The following is a 20,038-nucleotide window of genomic DNA, read 5'->3' as shown; positions in this document are numbered from 1 at the left end:
TGCTGCACAATCAACGCCAGCTTACCTTTTTCACGAAACACCATCACAGGATCATAAGCTGTGCACTCCGCAAACTCACCGTCAATCAAGCAGAAAACATAGCTTTCCGGTTGTAAAACTGGCACCATATCTTTCAGTAATATATCAATATTTCTTTCACCTGAGGCCATGAAAACCGCCCCTATATCAAACCTGCATGCTTCATCGCGGCATCAACTTTGGCGCGCGCAGCTTCCGTGGCTGGCAGCAGCGGCAAGCGCACTTCATCTGACCCAAAGCCTAGCTTCTGCATGGCATATTTCACCGGCGCGGGAGAGCTCTCGCAGAATAAATCACGCCCCAGCGGAGCCAACAAATCTCGGATTTCACCAAAGCGCTTAATGTCACCAGCATCCCAACTTTCCCACATTTTCGCGCTAAGGGCCGGTGCCACATTGGCAACCACTGAAATCACCCCATGCCCACCTAGCGCATATAAACCAGCAGCAGTTGGATCTTCAGCTGATAGAATAGAAAAATCATCGCTAACGCGCTCCCGCATGGCGCAGATTTTGGATAAATCATTGGTCGCATCTTTAATCCCAACGATGCCTGGCAATTCGGCCAGCGTGGCAATGGTATCAACACTCATCTCAACGACACTGCGGCCTGGGATATCATACAAAATCATCGGAAAATCACAGGTGTCATGAAGGGCTTTAAAATGCGCAATAATTCCATCCTGTGTTGGCTTATTATAATAAGGAGTCACAACCAAGCACGCATCCGCGCCGGCTTCCTTCGCATCCAGTGTTAAATCAATAGCTTCAGATGTTGCGTTTGAACCTGTCCCAGCAATCACGGGAATACGCCCATTCACCACGTGCACGGGTTCACATGCTCGGGTTCAGAAATCAGGGGGCCTTGCCGGCAATCTACGCGGCTGCCAATCTGCTGGTGCTCCCGTCGATTACCGAAACCTGGGGCCTGGTGGTGAACGAAGCCTTTTCCCTGGGATTGCCCGCTCTTGTCAGTGATCGCGTCGGTTGCGGCCCTGACATGATTGCCGGCCGGGATACGGGTGCGGTGTTTACACACGACGATGAGGCTGCCCTGGCCTCGGCGCTCGGCGAAGCACTCTCTCGGCCCGAGCGCCTGGCCGGCTGGGGGCGAAACGCCCAGGCGCTGGCTAAGGCAGAGTTTGGCTTTGACGCCATGAGTCAGGGTGTTGTCCACATGTTGGAGCAGGCCTGATGAGGGTGCTGCACGTCATACCCTCTATTGCTCCCTGCCGCGGCGGCCCCAGCGCTGCGATGGCACCGATGATCAGCGCACTGCGCGGAGCCGACGTCGACTCCGCGCTGTTGACCACCAATGACAATGGTCCAGACAACAGCGACATCCCGCTAGGCGATTGGTTTGAATACCAGGACGTGCCGGTACTCGCCTTTCCCCGAAACCTCAAGGGAATGCGGTGGTATGACGAACACATCGTGGCACCCGGTGCCCTGGACTGGCTCCGCGAAAACGGCGCTCAGTGGGATCTCGTGCATGTCCATGCGGTGTTCTCGTATCTCTCATCGCAGGCGATGCGTTGGGCTCGGTTGGCATCTCGACCTTATCTCTGCCGACCGCTGGGCCAGCTTTGCCTGTGGTCACTGGGGCAGAAGTCGACCCGAAAAAGGGTGTACCTGCGGCTGCTGGAAAAGGCCAATCTGGAAGCTGCCGATCGAGTCCACTTCACGTCTCGCCAGGAGCAGCTTGAGTGCCAGCAAGCCGGCCTGTCGGTTCGCGGACTGGTGGTGCCGCACGGCATCAACCTGCCGGCGGTCGAATCGCCGGCGACGGACCGCTACAGCGTTGAGCCAGAGGCTTCGGTTGATGCCCAGACTCCCGCCGGGGCGATGACGTCGATTCTCTTTCTCGGTCGACTGGATCCAAAGAAAGGGCTGGAACGATTGCTCGCCGCGTTCAGCCAGGTTGCAGCATCGCTACCCGGTGCGGTATTGACGGTGGCCGGCAGCGGTGACGCCTCTTACGTTACGAACCTGCGCTCACAAGCAGACGAGCTCAAGCTGGGTGATCGCGTGCAGTTCGTCGGCTGGGTGCAGGGCGCCGAGAAACATGCGCTGCTTGAGTCTGCGGATCTTTTTGTGCTGCCCTCGTATTCCGAGAATTTTGGCGTCGCGGTACTCGAAGCCCTGGGCTACGGCCTGCCGGTTCTTGTGAGCGAAGCGGTGGCACTAGCTTCGGAGGTGGGTGAGGCCGGTGCGGGTCTGGTGGTCAGTGGCGCGGAGCCATCGATCGCTGACGGGCTGCTGAAGCTGGGGCAGGATCCCGGGCTCAGGCGTCGAATGAGCTCCGCGGGTCGGCAGCTGGCCAGAGAACGTTTCAGCTGGCCCGGCGTGGCCCGCCAGCTGAAAACGCACTACCAGCAGATTCTGGCGGCCGCATGAAGCTGAGTGACGTCACGCCGCTGCTGCTCACCTTCAACGAGGAGGCCAACCTTGAACGTACCCTTGGGGCGCTCGCCTGGGCCAGCCGCATCGTGCTGGTCGACAGCGGCAGTAGCGACCGCACGCTCGCCATCGCGCAACGCCATGGCGCGGTAGACGTGCTGGAAAGGCCGTTTGACAACTTTGCTGCGCAGCGAAACTTTGGGCTGGAGGCGGTGGAAACACCGTGGACCCTGTCGCTCGATGCTGATCACCAGGTCAGCGAAACGCTGGCGATCGAGCTTGAGGCCCTGGATCCCGGAAATCGGCAGGCGTTTGCCGCGCGTTTTCAGTTTTGCGTCTGGGGCAAACCCGTGCGCTGCGCCATCCTGCCGTCGCGTCCGGTCCTGCTGATGACCCAGCGCTGTCGCTACGAGGTGGACGGCCACGCTGAGAAGCTGCTGGTGCCCGGCGCCGTCGGCATGCTGGAAGCCCGAATCGCCCACGACGACCGCAAGCCGCTGTCGCGTTGGGTTGGGTCCCAGGATCGCTATGCTCGCCAGGAGGCGGACAAGCTGGCCAGCAGCCAACGCTTAAGCGTGGCCGATCGTATTCGCCGGCGCCCCTGGCTGGCGCCGCTAACGGTGTTTTTTCATGTGCTAGTCCTCAAAGGGGGAATCCTGGAGGGCAGGCGCGGCTGGTTTTACGCCTATCAACGGCTGCTGGCGGAACTCAACCTTGCGCTCCACCAGCTCGATGATCAGGGCCAGACAGCGCTCGGGGATGAGGGCCATGGCGGCTGACAAGGCCTCGCCGAAAGTTCGCCTCGATCACTTCGACAACCGCACCTTCGATCGCGGGCGGCCGCGGTGGGTTGAGGCGCTCTGGCTGGTTGCTGGCACTCTGCTGGCCTCGTCGCTCCCCGGCTCAGGATGGCGCTGCGCACTGCTGCGTTCCTTCGGTGCGAAGCTAGGCGACGGCGTGGTTGTCAAACCCCGGCTACGGGTGAAGTTCCCCTGGCGCCTGACCGTCGACGATGACTCCTGGCTCGGTGAGGGGGTGTGGATCGACAATCTGGCGCCGGTGTCGATCGGTCGACATTGTTGTGTGTCCCAGGGCACTTATTTTTGTACGGGAAGTCATAGCTCCCGCCTCCCCACCTTCGACCTTATTACCGCACCAATTGTGCTGGAGGACCAGAGTTGGGCCGCAGCTTTTTCGGTGATTGGTCCAGGCTGCCGGCTCGGCGAGGGCGCTATCCTGCAGCTGGGGTCCGTGCTGATCACTGATGCGGAGCCCTGGACCCGCTATCGGGGCAACCCAGCCGAAGCTTGCGGTGAGCGTCAGGTGGATCGTGGTGTTCCGGCTTCATCGGCCGGAGACAGCACCGCCGATAGGAAAGACGACAGCGCCTCCGCCTGATGGTCGGCCTCAAACGGGTAGTCCTCAAGCGTTACCGGCTCCGCAGGGAGCTGCTCGAGCCATCGACCAATGGCGTTGACCGCGTCCGGCGAAGCGCAGTCTATGAGCGTCAGCTGCGGCGCGAGTCCTTGCCACAACCGCTGCGCGACGCTGCCGTCGTGGACCAGCGCCAGCACCGGCGGCCCGGCCAGAACACAGTTGTGGATCTTCGAGGCGTTGTAAGCCGCGTCGCTCGAGGTAAGCACGACGATCCCCGCGCTCTCGCTGAGGCAGCGAAGGGCCAGGAAGTAGTCCACCCTAGCCGGGTATTCGCTGAGCGAGTCGGCGAAGCCAGCCGCCTCGGCCAGCGGCAGCAGCGAGGCCCGCTGGCGGCCGGCTGGGGCGTAAGAGGTCCCGATCAAATGCAGGTGAGACGGCGTATTGCTGGCCTGCAAAGCCTCGAGCAGAGGACGCAGGGATGGCCAAAGGTCCTCACCGCCACGGCCCACATGGACGAGCTGGAGCTGATCACTCTGGCCGTCAAAAAAATTCTGACGGCTGGCTTCGCCGGCGGCGCGGTGGAAGTCGTTTGCGGCCGCACCGAACGGAAGAACCAGAAACGGTTTGTCCGTCAGGCCAGGGTAGCGAGCTTTGAGCTGGCTCTCATAGTTGGGCGAGACGCAGACAATGCCGGCTGCCGTGTTCGTCACCGCTGGCTCCCAGCGCTTTGCTTGCGCCATGGCGAGCCCGTAACGAAACGTTCCGCCCGGCGGGCTGACGCCGTCGGGCAGCCTCTGCAGCCACGGGTCCTGCAGGTCGATGACAAAGTCCACACCAAACCGCTGACGCCAGCGAAGCCCCAGCGGCAGCAGGCCAAAGGCGGTCGTGGAAAACAGCACGCCGACATAGTCTCCCCGAGCCAGCAGCTCGTCGCCGCGACGCTGTACAAAGCGGCGGGCGTTGCGGCTGGTAGTGCTGGCACCGACCACGCGGCCGAGCAGCGTCGGACGGCAGGGGACACGGTGAATCGTCAGCTCCGAGGGCAGGGTGTCTACGAGGCGAGGCGACTGATTGATCGGCAGGTCGTCCGGTTCGCAGCAAAGCACGTCCAGCTGCCAGCCGCGACTGATCAGCCCAGCTGCGCAGATTCGGATCCGGTGACCGTCGGCGGCGTTGGTCGGCGGAAAATGGGGGCAGATGATCAGCAGCCGTGGAGACATCGCTTAAGAATACGGAGCAAAGCGCCGATTTGAAACGCATTGTGTTTATCAATCGCTACTACCAACCCGACCAGTCGGCCACCGCCCGGGTGCTGACCGCACTGACCGTGGGGCTTGCCCGGCGCGGCTATCGGGTGCACGTGTTGACCAGCGATCAGCGCTATGAGGAGCCAGCCGCGAGGCTGCCGGCTCGGGAGTCTTTGGACGGGGTGGAGGTACATCGGTTGGCCACCAGCCGCTTCGGGCGTCGGGGATTGGCGGGACGGACCGCCGACTACCTGGCGTTTATTGCGACCGCCAGCTGGTGGCTGCTGAAGCACCTCAGGCGTGGGGAGCTGGTCGTTTGCAAAACCGATCCGCCGATGCTGTCAGCGTTTCTCTGGCCCGTGCTGGCCCTGCGAGGCGCTTTACTGGTGAACTGGCTGCAGGATCTCTTTCCCGAAGTGGCCGTGGAGCTGGGCGTGCTGAGCCGCCGTGGCGCCATCCTGCCGAGAGCCCTAAGGAATCTTGGCCTGAAAAGAGCCGAGCGAAATGTGGTCATTGGTCGCCTGATGGCCAGGCGGCTGGCGGCGTTGGGAATGGAAGAATCCCGGCAGCATCTGATCGAAAACAGCTGCAACGTCACTGAGCTGTCCGCGCACAAGGGCGGCCGGGAGCCTCGTAAGCGCTGGGGGCTCGACGAAAACGCTTTTGTCGTGATGTATGCCGGCAACCTTGGCCGTGCTCACCCACACGATTGGATCGGACGCTGCATCGAAAACCTGGCGGGTCATCCCGCGATCCGGTTTGTCATGATCGGGGGCGGCGCCGGGATGGAACGGCTGCGCCAGCGCTGTGCCGGGCTGCCGAACTGCCGGTTCCTGCCTTACCAGCCAGAGTCTGAGCTGGCGGAGTGTCTGGCGGCCGGGGACCTGCACCTCATTGCCCTGAAACCCGAACTGGAAGGGCTGATTGTCCCGAGTAAGTTTTACCCCGTCACGGCGGTGGCGAGGCCAGCGGTTTATCTCGGGAGCGAAGCAGGGGATATCGCTCGCTATCTTCGCCGGAACCGCTGCGGCTGTGTGGCTGGGTCCAGCGAAGAACTGGCGCAGGTCTTGCGTCGTCTCGCTGACGACAGGCCGGGGGTGAATGCTATGGGGCGGCGGGCCGGCAGCCTGGCCCGGGCGCAGTTCAGCCTGAGCCGCAGCCAGACCCGCTGGGAAGCATTATTAGACGATTTGGGTTTTCGCCCGGACACCTCGGAGATGGCCTATGAATCCTGAGCTGCTGGCCGCGATGGTCTCCGCGCTGAGCTGCGCGCTGCTCCTGAAGGGGTTTGTCCCCGTCGCCGCTCGCATCGGTTTAGTGGACCAGCCCCATACGCGAAAGATCCATGGCGCCGCGACGCCCTTAGTCGGCGGCCTCGCGGTATTTGGGGGGTGTGTCTTCGGGCTGCTCGCGGTACCCGTGGGCCTCGGTGAGTACCGTATTCTTTTCGGTGCCGGCGCAGCGCTGCTGCTGGTGGGCCTGCTGGATGACTTTCGGGAGCTTTCGGCTCGTTCGCGTTTCGCGACCCAGATTCTTGCTGCGTTGGCGATGGTGATGGCGGGCGGCGTTGAGCTGGTCTCGTTTGGACAGCTCCTCGATAGCCGGGAGCTAATGCTAGGGGCGCTGGCGCTGCCGATTACGGTGTTTTGCACGGTGGGCGTCATCAACTCGATCAACATGACCGACGGCGTCGACGGCCTGGCTGGAGGACTGGTCAGCATTGCGCTGCTCAGCCTCGCCGCTGCAGCGCTGGTGGCCGGACGGACCGACACGCTTCTGCTGTTTGCCGCGATTCTGCCGTCGGTATGGGTCTTCCTGCTCGCCAATTTTCGTCTGGGCCGGCCGGCGGCCGTGTTTCTGGGTGATGCGGGAACCCTGTGGCTGGGCTTTTTGCTGGCCTGGCTGCTGATCGATCTGTCGCAGGGGACCGCGGCCGTCATTGACCCGGTCACAGCCCTGTGGGTGCTCGCTGTTCCTCTGCTGGATACGGTCTATGTCCTGATCGAACGACCCCGACGCGGGGAGTCACCGTTCAGTGCGGGCCAGGACCACCTGCATCATCTGTTTTTACGGGCGGGTTTCTCTCGTCGTTCGAGCGTGCTGTGCCTTTGGCTGCTTGCCGCAACCTGTGCGGCCAGCGGGCTGCTCAGCCAATGGCTGGCGGTGCCGCAATGGTGGCGCTTCTATGCGTTCCTACTGCTGGCAGGCGTTTACCACGCCGTCGTGTCCCGGGCCTGGCGTCGACGCCGCTGGCTGGGCCGTGAAGTGAGCGACGTGCCCGCTGTCTGACGCGCGTTTGACGATCGACCGGGTTCTTTACGGCACGCTGCTGTGCCTGGTGTTCACGCTGCCCCTGCTCTGGGGCGGCAATCGTAATCCGGTCTGGCTTGCTTACGCGGTCCTCACTTTCGGGATGATCACCGTCGCGGCGCTGTGTGTCGGGGTAGAGCAATGGCGGCTTTGTTGGCAGCGCTACCGAATGGCTTTGCTGCTGCTGGCCGTCTGGCTTGCTGCGAACCTGCTGCAGCTGATCCCCTGGCCAGGTGGGGCGATCTCGCAAGACGTTTTTACGTCTTCCGTAACGACCGTCCAGTCTTTCTTCTACGCCGGGCTGTTCCTGCTGGCGGCGCTGCTGCTCACTCGGCCGAGCCGGCTCCGATGGCTCGCGTTGGCGATGCTGCTGGCGGGCTTTGCGCAGGCGATGTTTGGGTCGCTGATGACGTTGAGCGGCGTGGAGTGGCTGCTGCTGGAACCCAAGCGTTACGGCATCGGCTACGCCACCGGGACGTTTGTGAACCGGAATCATTACGCCGGTCTGCTCGTCACCTGCCTGGCCTTGGGTGTTGGGCTCCTCCTAGGGCAGGCCGGTACGCGTCGCAGCGGGCAAGGATTTTCCCGGCGAACCCGGGACCTGCTGCGCTGGATGCTCGGGCCCGCCATGCGGCTGCGTCTGATGCTCGTCGTGATGGTGATCGGTCTGGTGCTCAGCCGCTCCCGCATGGGGAACGGCGCTTTTTTTGCCGCCCTGCTGCTGACGGCGCTGCTTGCGCTTATCGTGATGCGTCCAATGCCCAAAAAAATCCTGGTGCTGCTCAGCACGCTCCTGATTATCGATATCGCCCTGGTTGGGACGTGGTTTGGGTTCGAGCAGGTGGTCGAACGCCTGCAGGGCACGGGGCAGTACGACAGCCTCGCGCGGGTCAGCGCCGACAGCGATCGGCTGAATATTTCCGCAGAAACCTGGCGGGCGGCAAAAGACTTTCTGTGGCTGGGCTCCGGAGGTGGCACCTTCGAGCACATCTTCCCGGCCTACCGGCCGGTCGATCTGCGTAAATTCTTCGATCACGCTCACAACGACTACCTGGAATTTTTGCTCGAATACGGTGTGATCGGCTTGCTGCCGCTAGGCGCCTGGATTTTGGGGGCGTGGATTGCCGCTTTCCGCGCCATGCGGGAACGGCATAATCGCCTGATGAAGGGCCTGGGGTTCTCGGTGCTGATGGCCATGGCGGCCGGCGCCATGCAGGGCACCGTGGACTTCAACCTGCGCATCCCTGCCTGCGCGGCGTATTTCACGCTGGTCCTGGCGCTGGGTTATGCGGCGCAACACGTCCCGACCGTGTCGGGAAAAACTGTTAAAATTTAATAATCTACTGCGGATTTTTCGATTTTCACTTAGAATTGTGGGCTAACGGCAGACCGCCGGGCCGCGAGGACTGAGGACAGTTTGGAAACGGGTTTTTGCACCGGTGGGCGGTTTGCCAAGAAGCTCACTCGAGCCGCTGCGTTTTTCACGCTGGCTCTGCTGCTGTCTGACCCTGCCCGGAGCCAGGAGGCGGCGGTGCCGCTCGGGCCCTGGGACCTCTACCCGACGCTGGGCATCTCCGTTGGCTTTGATGACAACCTGGCCCTGAGTGCCAACGAGCCGCAGGAGTCTGAGTATGTGCTGTTGCAGCCGGCCTTGAGGCTCGAAACCTCAACGCGCCGGAGCGAGGTCCGCCTGCAGGCGGCGCTGGATCGCGGCGAGTTTACGGGCTCAAGTTTTGACGATTACGAAGACTTCGAGCTGTCGGCGCGGTGGCAGTACGATCCCAGCGTTCGCTCGGCGCTGCTGCTGGCCGCAGCACGAGGGCGCGGGCACGACCGACGGGGGGAAGGTCTGCGCGAGAATTTTAACGAGACCCTGGACCGCGACGTGGATCAGTACGATCTCGACAGCATCAACGGTCGCTATACCTATGGCGCCCAGGGAGCGCGTGGTCAGCTGGCGGTCTTTGCCGAGGGGCGAGACAAGACTTATCGCAACAATCGGGATTTCACCGGCGTCGGCGACTACCGACTGTTCCTCGCCGGGGCCGAATTTGGCTGGCGGGTCGCGCCGCGCACAACCGTCGTGGCCCGGGTGACCCAGGCTGACGTCGACTACGAACAGGCAAACCTCGACAGCGAGGAGCAGACCGTTGCAGTGGGTTTAGCGTGGGAGGCGGGTTCCAAAACCGATGGGCAGGTACTGGTCGGCCAGCTGGATCGGGACTTTGATGACCCGGAGCTGCCCGGTTTCAGTGGTTCGTTCTGGGAACTCAGGGCGTCGTGGCGTCCGAAAGAGCGCACAGAGGTGAGCGTGCTCAGCCGGCGTTCAACCGATGAAGCGTTTGGCGGCGCTAACTTGCTGGTGAGGCGGGAATCCAGCTTGAGCTGGCGTCACAACTGGCGGCCGAGATTTGTGACTTCCATCGATCTGGCCGTGTCGAACGAGGATTTCAGGCCACAGGGTCGTGATGATGACATTGTCCGGGTCGGCATCAGCGCGGACTATCAGTTCAGACGCTGGATGCTGGTAGGGGCTGGCCTGCGGCGGGTCGAACGGGAGTCGACCTTGGAGCGATTTGACTACACGCGGAACGAGCTGCTCCTGTCGGTCCAGCTCAGTTTGTAAACAATTGCTTAACTGCCGAGAGAATAGCGGATCAACGGGGTCAAAAGAGGCACGATCAGGGTGTCGCAGGCTTTTCTTAAGCTGCGCTAACGTATTGACGATAATGGAACATTGGCCTGCGAGGAGGTTGGTATGAAAGGCACCAGACAAAGCAGATGGGTAATCCTGCTGGGCTGCGCCCTGCTGTGGTTTGCGCCAGCCTGGGCAGACTACCAGCTTGCGCCGGGCGATCTGGTGCAGATTGCTGTTTACGGCGAAGACGATCTGTCGCCGCGCATCCGGGTCGACGAGGGGGGTCGGATCTCCTACCCGTTTCTGGGGAAGCTGAGCGTCACCGGCCTGACCACTGAGCAGCTGACACGGATGATTCACGACGGACTCAAAGGTGACTATCTCATCGACCCGAAAGTCTCGGTGAGCATCTCAGAATACCGCCCGTTTTACGTTGGCGGTGCGGTAAACGCACCGGGCAATTTCAGCTTCGAACCGGGCATGACCGTTCGCAAGGCGCTGTCGCTGGCGGGCGGCACCACCGACCGAGCGAGCCTGAAAAAGATTTTTGTTGTGCGCGATGGAACGAGCGAGTCTGACCGGAGTAAGGTCGGACTGGATGACGCGCTCGGGCCGGGTGATATCCTGACCGTGGAGGAAAGCTTCTTCTGAGGGCCGCAAGGACGCCCAGAAGAGCCAGGTGAACGAGATGCAGCAGCTCAATCTGCAGACCCAGGTAGTTGAGAACGCTGAAAACGAGCGGCGGTTTGACCTGCGCCAGATTTGGCGGGTAATCGACAAACACAAGTGGGCCATCCTGGTGCTGACGATTTTGGCGACCGCGGTTGCAGCGCTGTTCGTCAATCGGCAGATTCCCGTCTATCGAGCCACCGCCACGCTGTTGATCGAGCGAAGTCCAGTGCAGTTTTCGCCGGTCCAGGACGCCTACGCAGGCTACACGGACCATTGGCTTTACTACCAAACGCAGTACGGGCTGATCAAACGGCGCGCAATCGGCGAACGCGTCGTGAATGATCTCGACCTCGCAACGCCCGCCGTCAGCCAGGCGTCGGCTTCGACCGAAGGCTTCTCCTGGCGTGATCTGCTGCCCGACGCGCTGCGCAGCCCGGCTCCCGAGCCGCCGTCTCAGGCTGAGCGCGTGGACGGTTTGGTCAGCTGGATCGTGGGCGGGATTCAGGTCAGCCCGCGGCGCAACAGTCAGCTCGTCGACGTCAGCTTTTCCAGCACCAGCCCGCGGGAAGCGGCGGATATCGCCAACGCGGTTGCCGACGCCTACATCGCGGACAACCTCGACGGACGCGTAGAGATGAGTCGCGCGGCCACCGACTATCTCACCGAGCGGCTTGTCGAACTCAAGGACGCTTGGGAACAGTCCGAGCAGCAGGTACAGGCCTTTCTCGACTCCCAGAGTCTCATGAGCGTGCAGGGTGCAGACAGCATCGCTAGCCAGGAGCTCACGCTCGCAACGGAAAAGCTGAGCGTTGCGCGCCAGCTGCGCCTCGACTCGCAGATAACCAAGGATCAGATCGATGCCGGTTTCGGCGACGAAAGCGCACTGCTGAACGATCCTCAGGTAGCGGCCGCCAACGACACCCTGTTGGCAGCGCGCCGCAAAGTCGATGAGCTCGGCCAGCGCTATGGGCCCAAACACCCGCGGATGATCGAGGCTCAGTCCGAGCTTAGTTCCGCCCAATCGGTGCTCGACCGTCAGGCTCAGATTGCCCGGCAGGATGCGTCGCGGCGGTTCGACAACGCGCAGGCCGCAGAGCGGGCGGCCAACGCGGAGCTTGAGTTGGTTAAAAGTCGGCTGCGCAATATCGACCGGCAAGAGTTCCGGCTGCAGGCGCTGCAGCGCGAGGCGGACAAAAACCGCGAAATCTACGAGCAGTTTCTTACCCAGTACAAATCGGCCTCAGCGTCGGGGGACATCCAGACCGCCAACGCGCGGGTCGTTGAGCAGGCGCGGTCGCCGGGCTATCCCGTCTGGCCCAACAAAAAGCGCAGCCTGTCGATCGCGTTTATGCTGTCGCTGCTGGGCGCGATCGCGCTGGCGTTCCTGCTGGAGCATCTGGACAACACCTTCAAGACCGCCGACGACCTGGAAAAACGAACGGGTCTCGCCGTGCTCGGTGTACTGCCTCGTCTCAAGACGGGCGGCAAGCAGGACCTGACGCCGTTCAGCACGTTCTCGAACGATCGACAAAGCCTGTTCTCCGAGGCGATACGTACCGTGCGCACCGGCGTGCTGCTCTCGGACCTGGACGCCGATCAGCGCATCCTGCTGGTCACCTCGTCGGTGCCAGGGGAGGGCAAAACCACCCTGTCGGTGAACCTGGCCCGGGCGATGGCCGAGATGAAGACCGTGCTGCTGATTGATGCCGACATGCGTCGGCCGATGGTCGCCACCGCAACCGAGCGGGATAACAGCAATTTTGGGCTCTCTCACTTCATCGCTGAAGAGGCGGATCTTAAAACCTGTATTCACCAGATGGACACGGAGGGTGACCAGCAGCTGTTTGTGATGCCTGCGGGCAACCCGCCGCCAAACCCGCTGGAGATGCTGTCCTCACAGCGTTTTGCCGCCGCGCTCGATCGCCTTTCCGAGAGTTTTGACTACATTGTCATCGACTGCGCCCCGGCGCTGGCGGTCAGCGATGCGATGGTCCTTTCCAAGCTGGCGACCTCGGTGGTGTATGTGGTCAAGAGCGATTCAACGCCAGTGCAGGCCGTGCAAACCGGCATCAAACGACTCGGCCGGGTCAACGCTCATCTGATCGGCGCAGTGCTGAATTCCGTTGAGCTGCGCAGCCAGCGCTACTACGGGAAGTATGGCGCGTACGGGATGGACTATTACGCGGCCTACGGGAAGCGAACATCCAGCGACACCTGATTCCCCGCCTCGCTGCGGCGACACTGCCGGCGTTTCTCTGTATCGCCAGCCTGGTGCTGTGCGTACAGCAAGCCTCCCTGACGTTGGCGTCCCGCGCCTTCGACCGCTGGGCAGGCAAACCCGAACCCCAAGCGCCCCAGCAGGTGCAGGGGCCGCTGGCCGTGGCGTTACTGTTACCCGATCCCGCTGCTCACTGGCTCAATGGCCGCTGGAAAATGGCGCAGAACCCCGCAGACGCTTCGGCGCTCGAGGCTTTTGATCGCGTCGCCCGGGCGCGGCCCTACGATTTTCAGCCGTCGGTAGGACGGGCGAGCTGGTGGGCCGCCAACGAGCCGGGCAATAAAGAGTTTGCGGCGGCCCTGGCGGAAGCCATGGTTCTGGGTCCCAACGAAACGCGGGTGTTTGCCGCAATATTTCCCCTCGCGCGACTTCACTGGCATTATCTCTCTCCCGATCAGCAACAGCAGCTTGAAGCACTGCTGGTGAGCACGGCGGTCCGAGAGCCCGCCTTGGCGATCGAACTAGCACGAGACTATGGGTTTGCCGGCCCGGCCTGTCGGTTGACGGCGGAAAACCTTTTGGCGGTTGGACACTGCCAGCGTCTCGGCATCATTGACAGGGAAGAGGGAAGTCCATGAGTGAGGTATCGATACCGGTTTCCTACGGTGAACTACTCGACAAGATCACCATTTTGGAAATCAAAGCGGAGCGAATTAAAGATGCCACCAAGCTCGAAAATGTGCGGCATGAGCTCGAGCTCTTGTCGAAGGTCTGGGACACCCATGTCGATGACGCGCACCTGGTGACAGACGCCCGAGAGCAGCTAAGAGCGGTCAACCTGACCCTCTGGGAAATTGAGGACAAGATCCGCCTGAAAGAGGCGGCAAGCACCTTCGACGATCGCTTTGTCGAGCTGGCGCGGGCGGTTTATGTCACCAACGACCGCCGGGCCGTCATCAAAAAAGACATCAATCTCGCACTCGGCTCGGCGCTGATCGAAGAAAAGTCGTACGAGCCTTACTGACTCGGGAGCTGCGCGGCGAACGCGTCGAGCCGCTCCGTCACGTCACTCACCGCAATCAGGTCCATGACACCGGGCCGTTCAATCTTCTGTCCCCACCGGAGCTGCGCAGCCGGCTTGCCCAAATACTTGCGGGCCGCAGCGTCATACCGATCCACACACCAATCCAACGAGCTGTAGGGCCCGCTGCGTCGCGGATTGCTGGCGGCATGGAGCCCCAGCACAGGCGTACCGACCGCGTTCGCGATATGCATAGGGCCCGTGTCGGGCGCCAGCACCAGCTGGGACAGCTTCAGCAGCCCGGCAAGCTGCTTAAGCGTATCTTTGCCCGTCAAATTCAGCACCGGCTGGCGCATGCGAGCCGCAATATCCGCATTGTAGTTTTGCTCAAAGTCCGACGGGCCGCCGGCGATAATGACCTGCATACCGTGGAATTCCGCCGCGTGGTCGGCCGCCGCGGCGTAGCGCTCGGGTCGCCAGTTGCGCAGCGCGTGAGATGACACGGGGCATAGCGTCAGCGTCGGTCGGGTCGCGTCGACATGCTCGATGGCAAAAGCAAGATCATCATCGGAAATTGGCAGATTCCAGGTTGGTGCTGCCGGCGGTGTTATGCCCGCCGGTGCGAGAAACGACAGGAGAGCATCCTGTACGTGCTGGCCCGAGACCGCCGCAATTCGCTCATTGATGAACAGCCCGTGGCCGTCACGCGCACGTTGACGGTCGTAGCCGATGCGCTGAGCAGCCTTGATCATAAGTGATGCCAGATTGGCTCGCAGCGCAACCTGCTGGTGCAGCAGCACGTCGAAGGTTTCGCGGCCCAGCTCCTGCCGAAGCCGCCGATAACCGGCCAGCCCTGCGCCCTTATCAAACGTGACCAGCCTTACGCCGCTGATTCCCTCCATGAGGCGGCGCTCAAACCCGCCGATGACCCAGGTCAACGCCGTATCGGGCTCTGCCTGCTGGATTGCGCGTACGACGGCGAGGGCGTGGACCGCGTCACCGATCGCCGAAATCCGCAGGAGGCAGACCTGCCTCATAGTTGGTGTGACACGATCTTGGCGAGCATAATGAAGCGGTGGAGCAGGGAATGATATCTCGAAAGGGCTCGACCGTTATCTTAACCAACCCGGCGTTGAGCGAGAAAGCTGCGGTTGACGAGTGGTTCGATCCAGACTTTTGGACCGGCCGACAGCAGCTCGCCGGCAGCGCCGCCGGTCGTGGTGCGGTGGTCTTTTTCGAGCACAACAATGAACGCTGGGCGCTGCGTCACTACCAGCGCGGTGGCCTTGTGGCCCGCTTCAGCCGCGATCGTTACCTCTTTACCGGGCATCGAAAGGTACGCGCGGTTCGCGAATTTGAACTGCTGCGCAAGCTGGTGGGTCTCAGCCTCCCGACCTCCGCGCCGCTGGCGGCGCGCTACCGGCGCAGCGGCGCGTGGTATCGCGCGGATCTGATCACCCGCTTTATTCCCCATCGATTTACGCTGGCTCAATACCTGGCACACACCCTGAGCGAGTCTGACGCCAATGCCGGAGCGACCCATGACCCGCTGGGTGACACGTTGACCCGCGTCGGGGCCGTCGTGGGTCGTTTCCAGGCGGCCGGCGTTCTCCATGCTGATCTCAACTGTCACAACGTGCTGCTGGCGGACTCGGGCGTGCACATCATCGATCTTGATCGCGGGACTCTACAAAGCCCAGGGTCGTGGCAGCAGCGAACCCTGGATCGACTCAAGCGATCGGCGCTGAAGGTATCTCCCGAGCGGTCTCATGACCGCCTCCTGGAAAGCTGGCCGGCACTCGAGTCGGCCGAGCGGGCCAGCCGGCGCGCGACGCCCGACGCCCCGGCGGCTGTTACTGCCCGCAGCGCCCCAGGTCGTTGAGCTGCCAGTCGTAGTCGGTGAACTTCACCTTGAGGTCTGAGGCGGGCGTCTTTGGCGGCAGGCCCAACCTGTCGGCATACGTTGCCAGGTAGTTCTCGAGGGTGCCTTCCGCGGCGGCAAAGTCCTCTTCGTACCAGTCAAAGATCGGCGAAACCCAGACTCGGCTACTGGCCGTGTCGTAGTAGTTTCGTTGCCGGTCGGCCAGAAATCCGCCCATAGCGGTGGCCAGCTGCTCATCGAGCTTGGCCGCTGCAAACGGTTCCGCCAGCAGGGCCGGGCAGCCGCAGGAAGCGCAGTTCACGGCAGCGTGGATTCGCGGTTCAGCAAAGGTGCCCCGAATCATTTCGTGTTCCACCTCGTCCAGCGACCGCTCAGCGCCCAGCAGGGTAAAAAATTCTTGCTTCCAGGGTGACCGAAACAGCGAGCCGAGATCCTTGATCGACTCGAGGTCCGGGTAGCGCGTCAGAATGAGCTCGAGCGTAAAAGCGTTGTACGCATTGATCAGAAACGCCAGCTGGGCACTTTCCGGCCATTGGGTGTAGGTCTCCTGCGTCACGCCGCTCAGCGCGTCCAGCACGCTCTCGAGGTCCTGTCGGCGGTCGGCGAGCCAGGCGTAATCGACTTCGCTGGCGGTACGCTCGTCGTTGAATCGTACCGCGCCTTGCAGCAGCGTCGCGTACTCAGCGAAGCCTGGGTGGGGCATCACATCCTCGCCGCTTGCCGGGCGCAGTGTCATCGCCATCGCCAGCGCGGCGGCCACACTGATGGTTTGAGTGATTTTCATGAGCGGCTCCATCGATGGAATTTTTCAAGCCATGGCATCAGCCATTCGGGTTTGTTGGCGTCCTGCCAACGACCGGCGGCAAATTTGGTGGCCTCGCTGAAGGTCGGGTAGGGGTGTACGGTGCCCATGATCTTCTTCAGACCCAGGCCGTGGCGCATGGCAAGGGTGAACTCAGCGAGCAGCTCACCGCCGTGATGGCCGACCACCGTGGCACCCAGGATTTTGTCGCTTTTACCGGCCGTAATGACTTTGACAAAGCCGTGGGCCGCCTCGTCGGCGAGCGCTCGGTCGAGACCCTCGAGTGAATAGTGGATGACCTGGTGATCGATCCCCTGTTCCCGCGCTTCCGTCTCGTTGAGGCCCACACGCGCCAGCTCGGGCTCGGTAAAAGTGACCCAGGGCAGCACGCTGTAGTCCACCCGAAACTTCCGGAATTTTCCGAACAGTGCGTTCACCGCGCAGTACCAGGCCTCGTGAGAAGCCGAATGGGTGAACTGATAAGGCCCGATAACGTCACCGCAGGCGTAGATGTTGGGATAGCGGGTCTGCAGATGATCATTGACCGACACCGTTCCATTGGGCTCGGTCTCGATGCCCAATTCTTCCAGGCCGAGGCCTTTGGTGTTGGCTCGGCGTCCGACCGCTACCAGCAGGCGATCAAACGGTAGCGAAAGCTCGCCGTCGGGCCCGTCGCAGATTAGCGTCTTGCCGTTCTCAACCCGAACGGCGCTGTGCCGCAGCCGCAGGCTGACTCCGTTGTCGACCAACGTCTGCTGAACGACCTCCGCCGCGTCGGTGTCCTCGCGCGCCAGCAGCCGTTCGCCCCGCTCGACCAACTCAACCTGGCTGCCCAGCCGAGCAAAAGCCTGAGCCATCTCGCAGCCAATCGGGCCGCCGCCGAGGATCACCAGCCGGTCCGGCTGCTCGCTGAGCTCCCACAGCGTATCGGACGTGAGGTAGTCGCACTCGTCGATCCCGTCGATCGGCGGCACAAACGGCTTGCCGCCGGTGGCGATGACGATGTTGGCGGCGCTGAGACGCCGGCCGTCCACCTCAACCTCCCAGGGCGAGACAATTTTTGCGTGACCGCTGACGCACTCGACCCCGAGCGATTCGTAGCGCTCTGGCGAGTCGTGTGGCTCGATGGTTTGAATGATTTTCTGCACCCGCCCCATCACCGCTGCGAAATCCACCTCGGCGCTGGCAGAGGCGAAACCGAACGCCTGGTGCTGCCTGACGTCCTGCATAAACCTCGCGCTTCGCAGCAGCGATTTGCTGGGCACGCAGCCGGTGTAGAGGCAGTCGCCGCCCATCTTGTCGTCGGTAACCAAAGCGACTTTGGCCTTCACCGCAGCGGCGATAAACGACGTTACCAGCCCCGCCGAGCCGCCGCCGATGGCAATGATATTGCGATCGATCTGGGCCGGCTTTTCAAAGCGCGAATAGAGGCGGCGGCGGCGGACCACCTCAACCACCCGCTTACCCACCAGCGGGACGAGCCCCAGCACAACAAAAGAACCGATGAGTCCCGGGCTCACAATGTCTGACAGGGAGTCGAGCGCAGCGAGCTGCTGTCCGGCATTGACGTAGGCGAGGGTGCCCGGCAGCATGCCAAGCTGGCTCACGCCGGCGAAAACCAGGGTTCGGATTTTGGTCAGGCCCATGACCAGATTGATGACAAAAAACGGAAACAGCGGAATCAGGCGTAGCGAAAATAAGTAGAAGGCACCCTCTTTTTCCATGCCCCGGTCAAAAGCGGCAAAAGCCTTGGGAAAACGTTGGCGGACACTGTCACCGAGCACCAGCCGAGCCGCTAGAAAGGCGAGCGTAGCGCCGAGCGTGGAAGCAAAGGACACCAACAGGGTCCCGGTTGCCAGTCCAAACAATGCGCCCGCCAGCAGCGTTAACAGAGCCGCACCGGGCAGAGACAAGCCGGTAACAAGCACATAGACACCGAAAAAAATGCCGGCGGTCAAAACGCCATTTTCAGCCTGGTATTCGCGGAAATCAGCCAGCCGCGACTTCAGGGCCGAAAGCGAGAGGTATTCACCCAGGTCGAGTAGAAAAAACGCCGCCACGGCCAACACCATGACGACAACAACAAAAATTTTAATCCTGCCCTTCAATTCTCTCTCCCTGCGCTGTGTCCGCTGAACCGTGGCTGAGTGTGGTGATGCCGGTCCACAATGAGGCCGCCATCATCGAGCGAACCCTCGTCGGCTTGCAAGGCCTGCGAAACCTCGGTGCCGAGGTCATCGTCGTGGACGGCGCCAGCAGCGACTCAACCGCTTCCATTGCAGACCCGCTTTGCGACCAGCTGCTTTCAAAATCCACCGGACGCGCGCGACAGCTGCAGGCGGGTATCGAGGCTGCACAAGGTCCGCTGGTTTGGATGCTGCACGCCGACAGCGTTGTCGAAATGGCCCACTTCACCTTCCTGCAAAACCATCGTGAGGCACCCTGGGGCTTTTTCAGAATCGGGCTGAGTGGCCGCCTCTGGCAGCTGAGAGTGGTGGAGTGGAGCATGAATGCGCGGACACGACTGACCGGCATCGCCACCGGCGATCAGGGAATTTTTGCGCAGCGTGGCCTTTTGGAGCGCATCGGCGGCATACCTGCGCTGCCGCTGATGGAAGACATCGAGCTCAGCAAGCGGCTGCGCCGCCAGGCACGCCCGCTGATCGCCAGGCCGACACTGATCACCTCAAGCCGACGCTGGGAGCAGCGGGGTGTGGGTCGTACCGTGCTGGAGATGTGGACGCTCCGCGCGGCCTATACGCTCGGCGTCAGTCCAGCTCGGATTGCCGATTACTACCAACGTCGGGCGCCGCGAGGTTGAGTGCGCTCATCCAGGTTTTTGCCCGAGCGCCGGTGCTTGGGCAGGTCAAAACCCGCCTGATTCCGGAGGTTGGGGCCGAACGCGCCCTGGCGGTTTATGAGCAGCTGCTGCGACGCACGCTCGAGCAGGCGGCGGCAACCGGTTTTGCGCTCGAGGTCTGGATGGCTGGCGCTTCGTCGAAACCGCTGGAATCCCTGCTGGACGAGGAGGGACTCGAGGCGACGATCCGGCGCCAGCGCGGGGACGACCTGGGCGCGAGGATGCACCACGCCCTGAGCGACGGGCTCGCGCGGCATCAGCAGGTGATGCTCATCGGCTCAGATATTGTTGACCTGGAGCCTGAGCACTTGCGTGAGGCTTCCCGTCAGCTTAAGCGTGGCGCTGATCTCGTTTTGGGGCCGAGCGTTGACGGCGGCTACTATCTGGTGGCTCCCGCGGCGCCCTGTCAGGCGCTGTTCAACGACATCGACTGGGGTACCGCTTTGGTCTGGCAGCAGACGATGGCGCACGTGACGGACCTCAGGCTAAAGCTTGAGCTGCTGCCGACGTGCCATGACCTGGACGAGGGCGCCGACCTCCGGCGGGCGGAAGCGCTTGGGGTGATTCGATGAG

The 20,038-nt window shown here is 62.3% G+C and carries 20 protein-coding genes; 15 read left to right on the top strand and 5 right to left on the bottom strand.

The window, feature by feature from the left end; genetic code table 11:
• Positions 1-181 precede the first annotated feature (181 nt).
• Positions 182-859: a 4-hydroxy-tetrahydrodipicolinate synthase gene (gene dapA, locus AAF358_14115; protein MEM7706690.1), complete on the bottom strand. Its 678-nt coding sequence runs from the start codon at positions 857-859 to the stop codon at positions 182-184.
• A gap of 17 nt (positions 860-876) precedes the next feature.
• Here dapA and AAF358_14110 point away from each other — a divergent pair, with 17 nt between their 5' ends.
• Genes AAF358_14110 through AAF358_14095 form a run of 4 tightly spaced genes read left to right on the top strand, consistent with a single transcriptional unit; the run spans position 877 to position 3,836 of the window.
• A complete protein-coding gene (locus AAF358_14110; protein MEM7706689.1) occupies positions 877-1,233 on the top strand; it encodes a glycosyltransferase family 4 protein in 357 nt (118 codons plus the stop codon).
• Positions 1,233-2,435 (top strand): glycosyltransferase, encoded by a 1,203-nt coding sequence (locus AAF358_14105; GenBank protein MEM7706688.1) that lies wholly within the window; start codon positions 1,233-1,235, stop codon positions 2,433-2,435. Before AAF358_14110 ends, AAF358_14105 begins: the two co-directional genes overlap by 1 nt.
• A complete protein-coding gene (locus AAF358_14100) occupies positions 2,432-3,217 on the top strand; it encodes a glycosyltransferase family 2 protein (protein ID MEM7706687.1) in 786 nt (261 codons plus the stop codon). Before AAF358_14105 ends, AAF358_14100 begins: the two co-directional genes overlap by 4 nt.
• Positions 3,207-3,836 (top strand): WcaF family extracellular polysaccharide biosynthesis acetyltransferase, encoded by a 630-nt coding sequence (locus AAF358_14095; protein ID MEM7706686.1) that lies wholly within the window; start codon positions 3,207-3,209, stop codon positions 3,834-3,836. Before AAF358_14100 ends, AAF358_14095 begins: the two co-directional genes overlap by 11 nt.
• On the opposite strand, the gene AAF358_14090 is transcribed toward AAF358_14095, so the two are convergent.
• On the bottom strand, positions 3,758-5,035 hold the full coding sequence (locus tag AAF358_14090; protein ID MEM7706685.1) for a hypothetical protein: 1,278 nt from the start codon (positions 5,033-5,035) through the stop codon (positions 3,758-3,760). The genes AAF358_14095 and AAF358_14090 overlap by 79 nt on opposite strands.
• A 29-nt stretch (positions 5,036-5,064) precedes the next feature.
• Between AAF358_14090 and AAF358_14085 the strand changes: the two genes are divergently transcribed.
• From AAF358_14085 to AAF358_14050, 8 genes are all read left to right on the top strand, one after another.
• Positions 5,065-6,297, top strand: a complete 1,233-nt coding sequence (locus tag AAF358_14085) for a glycosyltransferase family 4 protein (GenBank protein MEM7706684.1) — start codon at positions 5,065-5,067, stop codon at positions 6,295-6,297.
• On the top strand, positions 6,287-7,351 hold the full coding sequence (locus AAF358_14080; GenBank protein ID MEM7706683.1) for a hypothetical protein: 1,065 nt from the start codon (positions 6,287-6,289) through the stop codon (positions 7,349-7,351). Before AAF358_14085 ends, AAF358_14080 begins: the two co-directional genes overlap by 11 nt.
• Before the next feature lie 7 nt (positions 7,352-7,358).
• Entirely contained in the window at positions 7,359-8,708 is a 1,350-nt protein-coding gene (locus AAF358_14075; protein ID MEM7706682.1) for an O-antigen ligase family protein, read from the top strand.
• 81 nt (positions 8,709-8,789) lie between these two features.
• Positions 8,790-9,998, top strand: coding sequence for an outer membrane beta-barrel protein (locus tag AAF358_14070; protein MEM7706681.1), 1,209 nt, complete (start codon positions 8,790-8,792; stop codon positions 9,996-9,998).
• 132 nt (positions 9,999-10,130) lie between these two features.
• Positions 10,131-10,661, top strand: coding sequence for a polysaccharide biosynthesis/export family protein (locus AAF358_14065; GenBank protein MEM7706680.1), 531 nt, complete (start codon positions 10,131-10,133; stop codon positions 10,659-10,661).
• A 37-nt stretch (positions 10,662-10,698) separates the two neighbouring features.
• Positions 10,699-12,900, top strand: a complete 2,202-nt coding sequence (locus AAF358_14060; GenBank protein ID MEM7706679.1) for a polysaccharide biosynthesis tyrosine autokinase — start codon at positions 10,699-10,701, stop codon at positions 12,898-12,900.
• Between the two features lie 83 nt (positions 12,901-12,983).
• On the top strand, positions 12,984-13,538 hold the full coding sequence (locus tag AAF358_14055) for a hypothetical protein (GenBank protein ID MEM7706678.1): 555 nt from the start codon (positions 12,984-12,986) through the stop codon (positions 13,536-13,538).
• Positions 13,535-13,924 carry a DUF6165 family protein gene (locus AAF358_14050; GenBank protein MEM7706677.1) on the top strand — a complete coding sequence of 130 codons (390 nt, stop codon included), beginning with the start codon at positions 13,535-13,537 and terminating at the stop codon, positions 13,922-13,924. The genes AAF358_14055 and AAF358_14050 overlap by 4 nt, the downstream gene beginning before the upstream one ends.
• Here the strand turns inward: AAF358_14050 and AAF358_14045 are convergent.
• Positions 13,918-14,958 carry a glycosyltransferase family 9 protein gene (locus AAF358_14045; protein ID MEM7706676.1) on the bottom strand — a complete coding sequence of 347 codons (1,041 nt, stop codon included), beginning with the start codon at positions 14,956-14,958 and terminating at the stop codon, positions 13,918-13,920. The genes AAF358_14050 and AAF358_14045 overlap by 7 nt on opposite strands.
• Positions 14,959-15,008: 50 nt before the next feature.
• Here AAF358_14045 and AAF358_14040 point away from each other — a divergent pair, with 50 nt between their 5' ends.
• On the top strand, positions 15,009-15,803 hold the full coding sequence (locus AAF358_14040; protein ID MEM7706675.1) for a 3-deoxy-D-manno-octulosonic acid kinase: 795 nt from the start codon (positions 15,009-15,011) through the stop codon (positions 15,801-15,803).
• Here the strand turns inward: AAF358_14040 and AAF358_14035 are convergent.
• Together AAF358_14035 and AAF358_14030 are read right to left on the bottom strand one after the other, a co-directional pair.
• Entirely contained in the window at positions 15,775-16,587 is an 813-nt protein-coding gene (locus AAF358_14035) for a DUF547 domain-containing protein (GenBank protein ID MEM7706674.1), read from the bottom strand. The two genes, AAF358_14040 and AAF358_14035, sit on opposite strands and share 29 nt — an antisense overlap.
• Positions 16,584-18,677 carry an FAD-dependent oxidoreductase gene (locus AAF358_14030; GenBank protein MEM7706673.1) on the bottom strand — a complete coding sequence of 698 codons (2,094 nt, stop codon included), beginning with the start codon at positions 18,675-18,677 and terminating at the stop codon, positions 16,584-16,586. The genes AAF358_14035 and AAF358_14030 overlap by 4 nt, the downstream gene beginning before the upstream one ends.
• Positions 18,678-18,760: 83 nt before the next feature.
• Here AAF358_14030 and AAF358_14025 point away from each other — a divergent pair, with 83 nt between their 5' ends.
• Together AAF358_14025 and AAF358_14020 are read left to right on the top strand one after the other, a co-directional pair.
• A complete protein-coding gene (locus tag AAF358_14025) occupies positions 18,761-19,426 on the top strand; it encodes a TIGR04283 family arsenosugar biosynthesis glycosyltransferase (GenBank protein ID MEM7706672.1) in 666 nt (221 codons plus the stop codon).
• Positions 19,423-20,037 carry a TIGR04282 family arsenosugar biosynthesis glycosyltransferase gene (locus tag AAF358_14020; protein MEM7706671.1) on the top strand — a complete coding sequence of 205 codons (615 nt, stop codon included), beginning with the start codon at positions 19,423-19,425 and terminating at the stop codon, positions 20,035-20,037. Before AAF358_14025 ends, AAF358_14020 begins: the two co-directional genes overlap by 4 nt.
• Position 20,038 lies beyond the last annotated feature (1 nt).

The organism is Pseudomonadota bacterium, assembly GCA_039033415.1.
GTDB lineage: Bacteria > Pseudomonadota > Gammaproteobacteria > Xanthomonadales > SZUA-38 > JANQOZ01.
The sequence above is the reverse complement of the archived record's forward strand: the minus strand, read 5'-3'. Positions and strand labels throughout refer to the sequence as shown.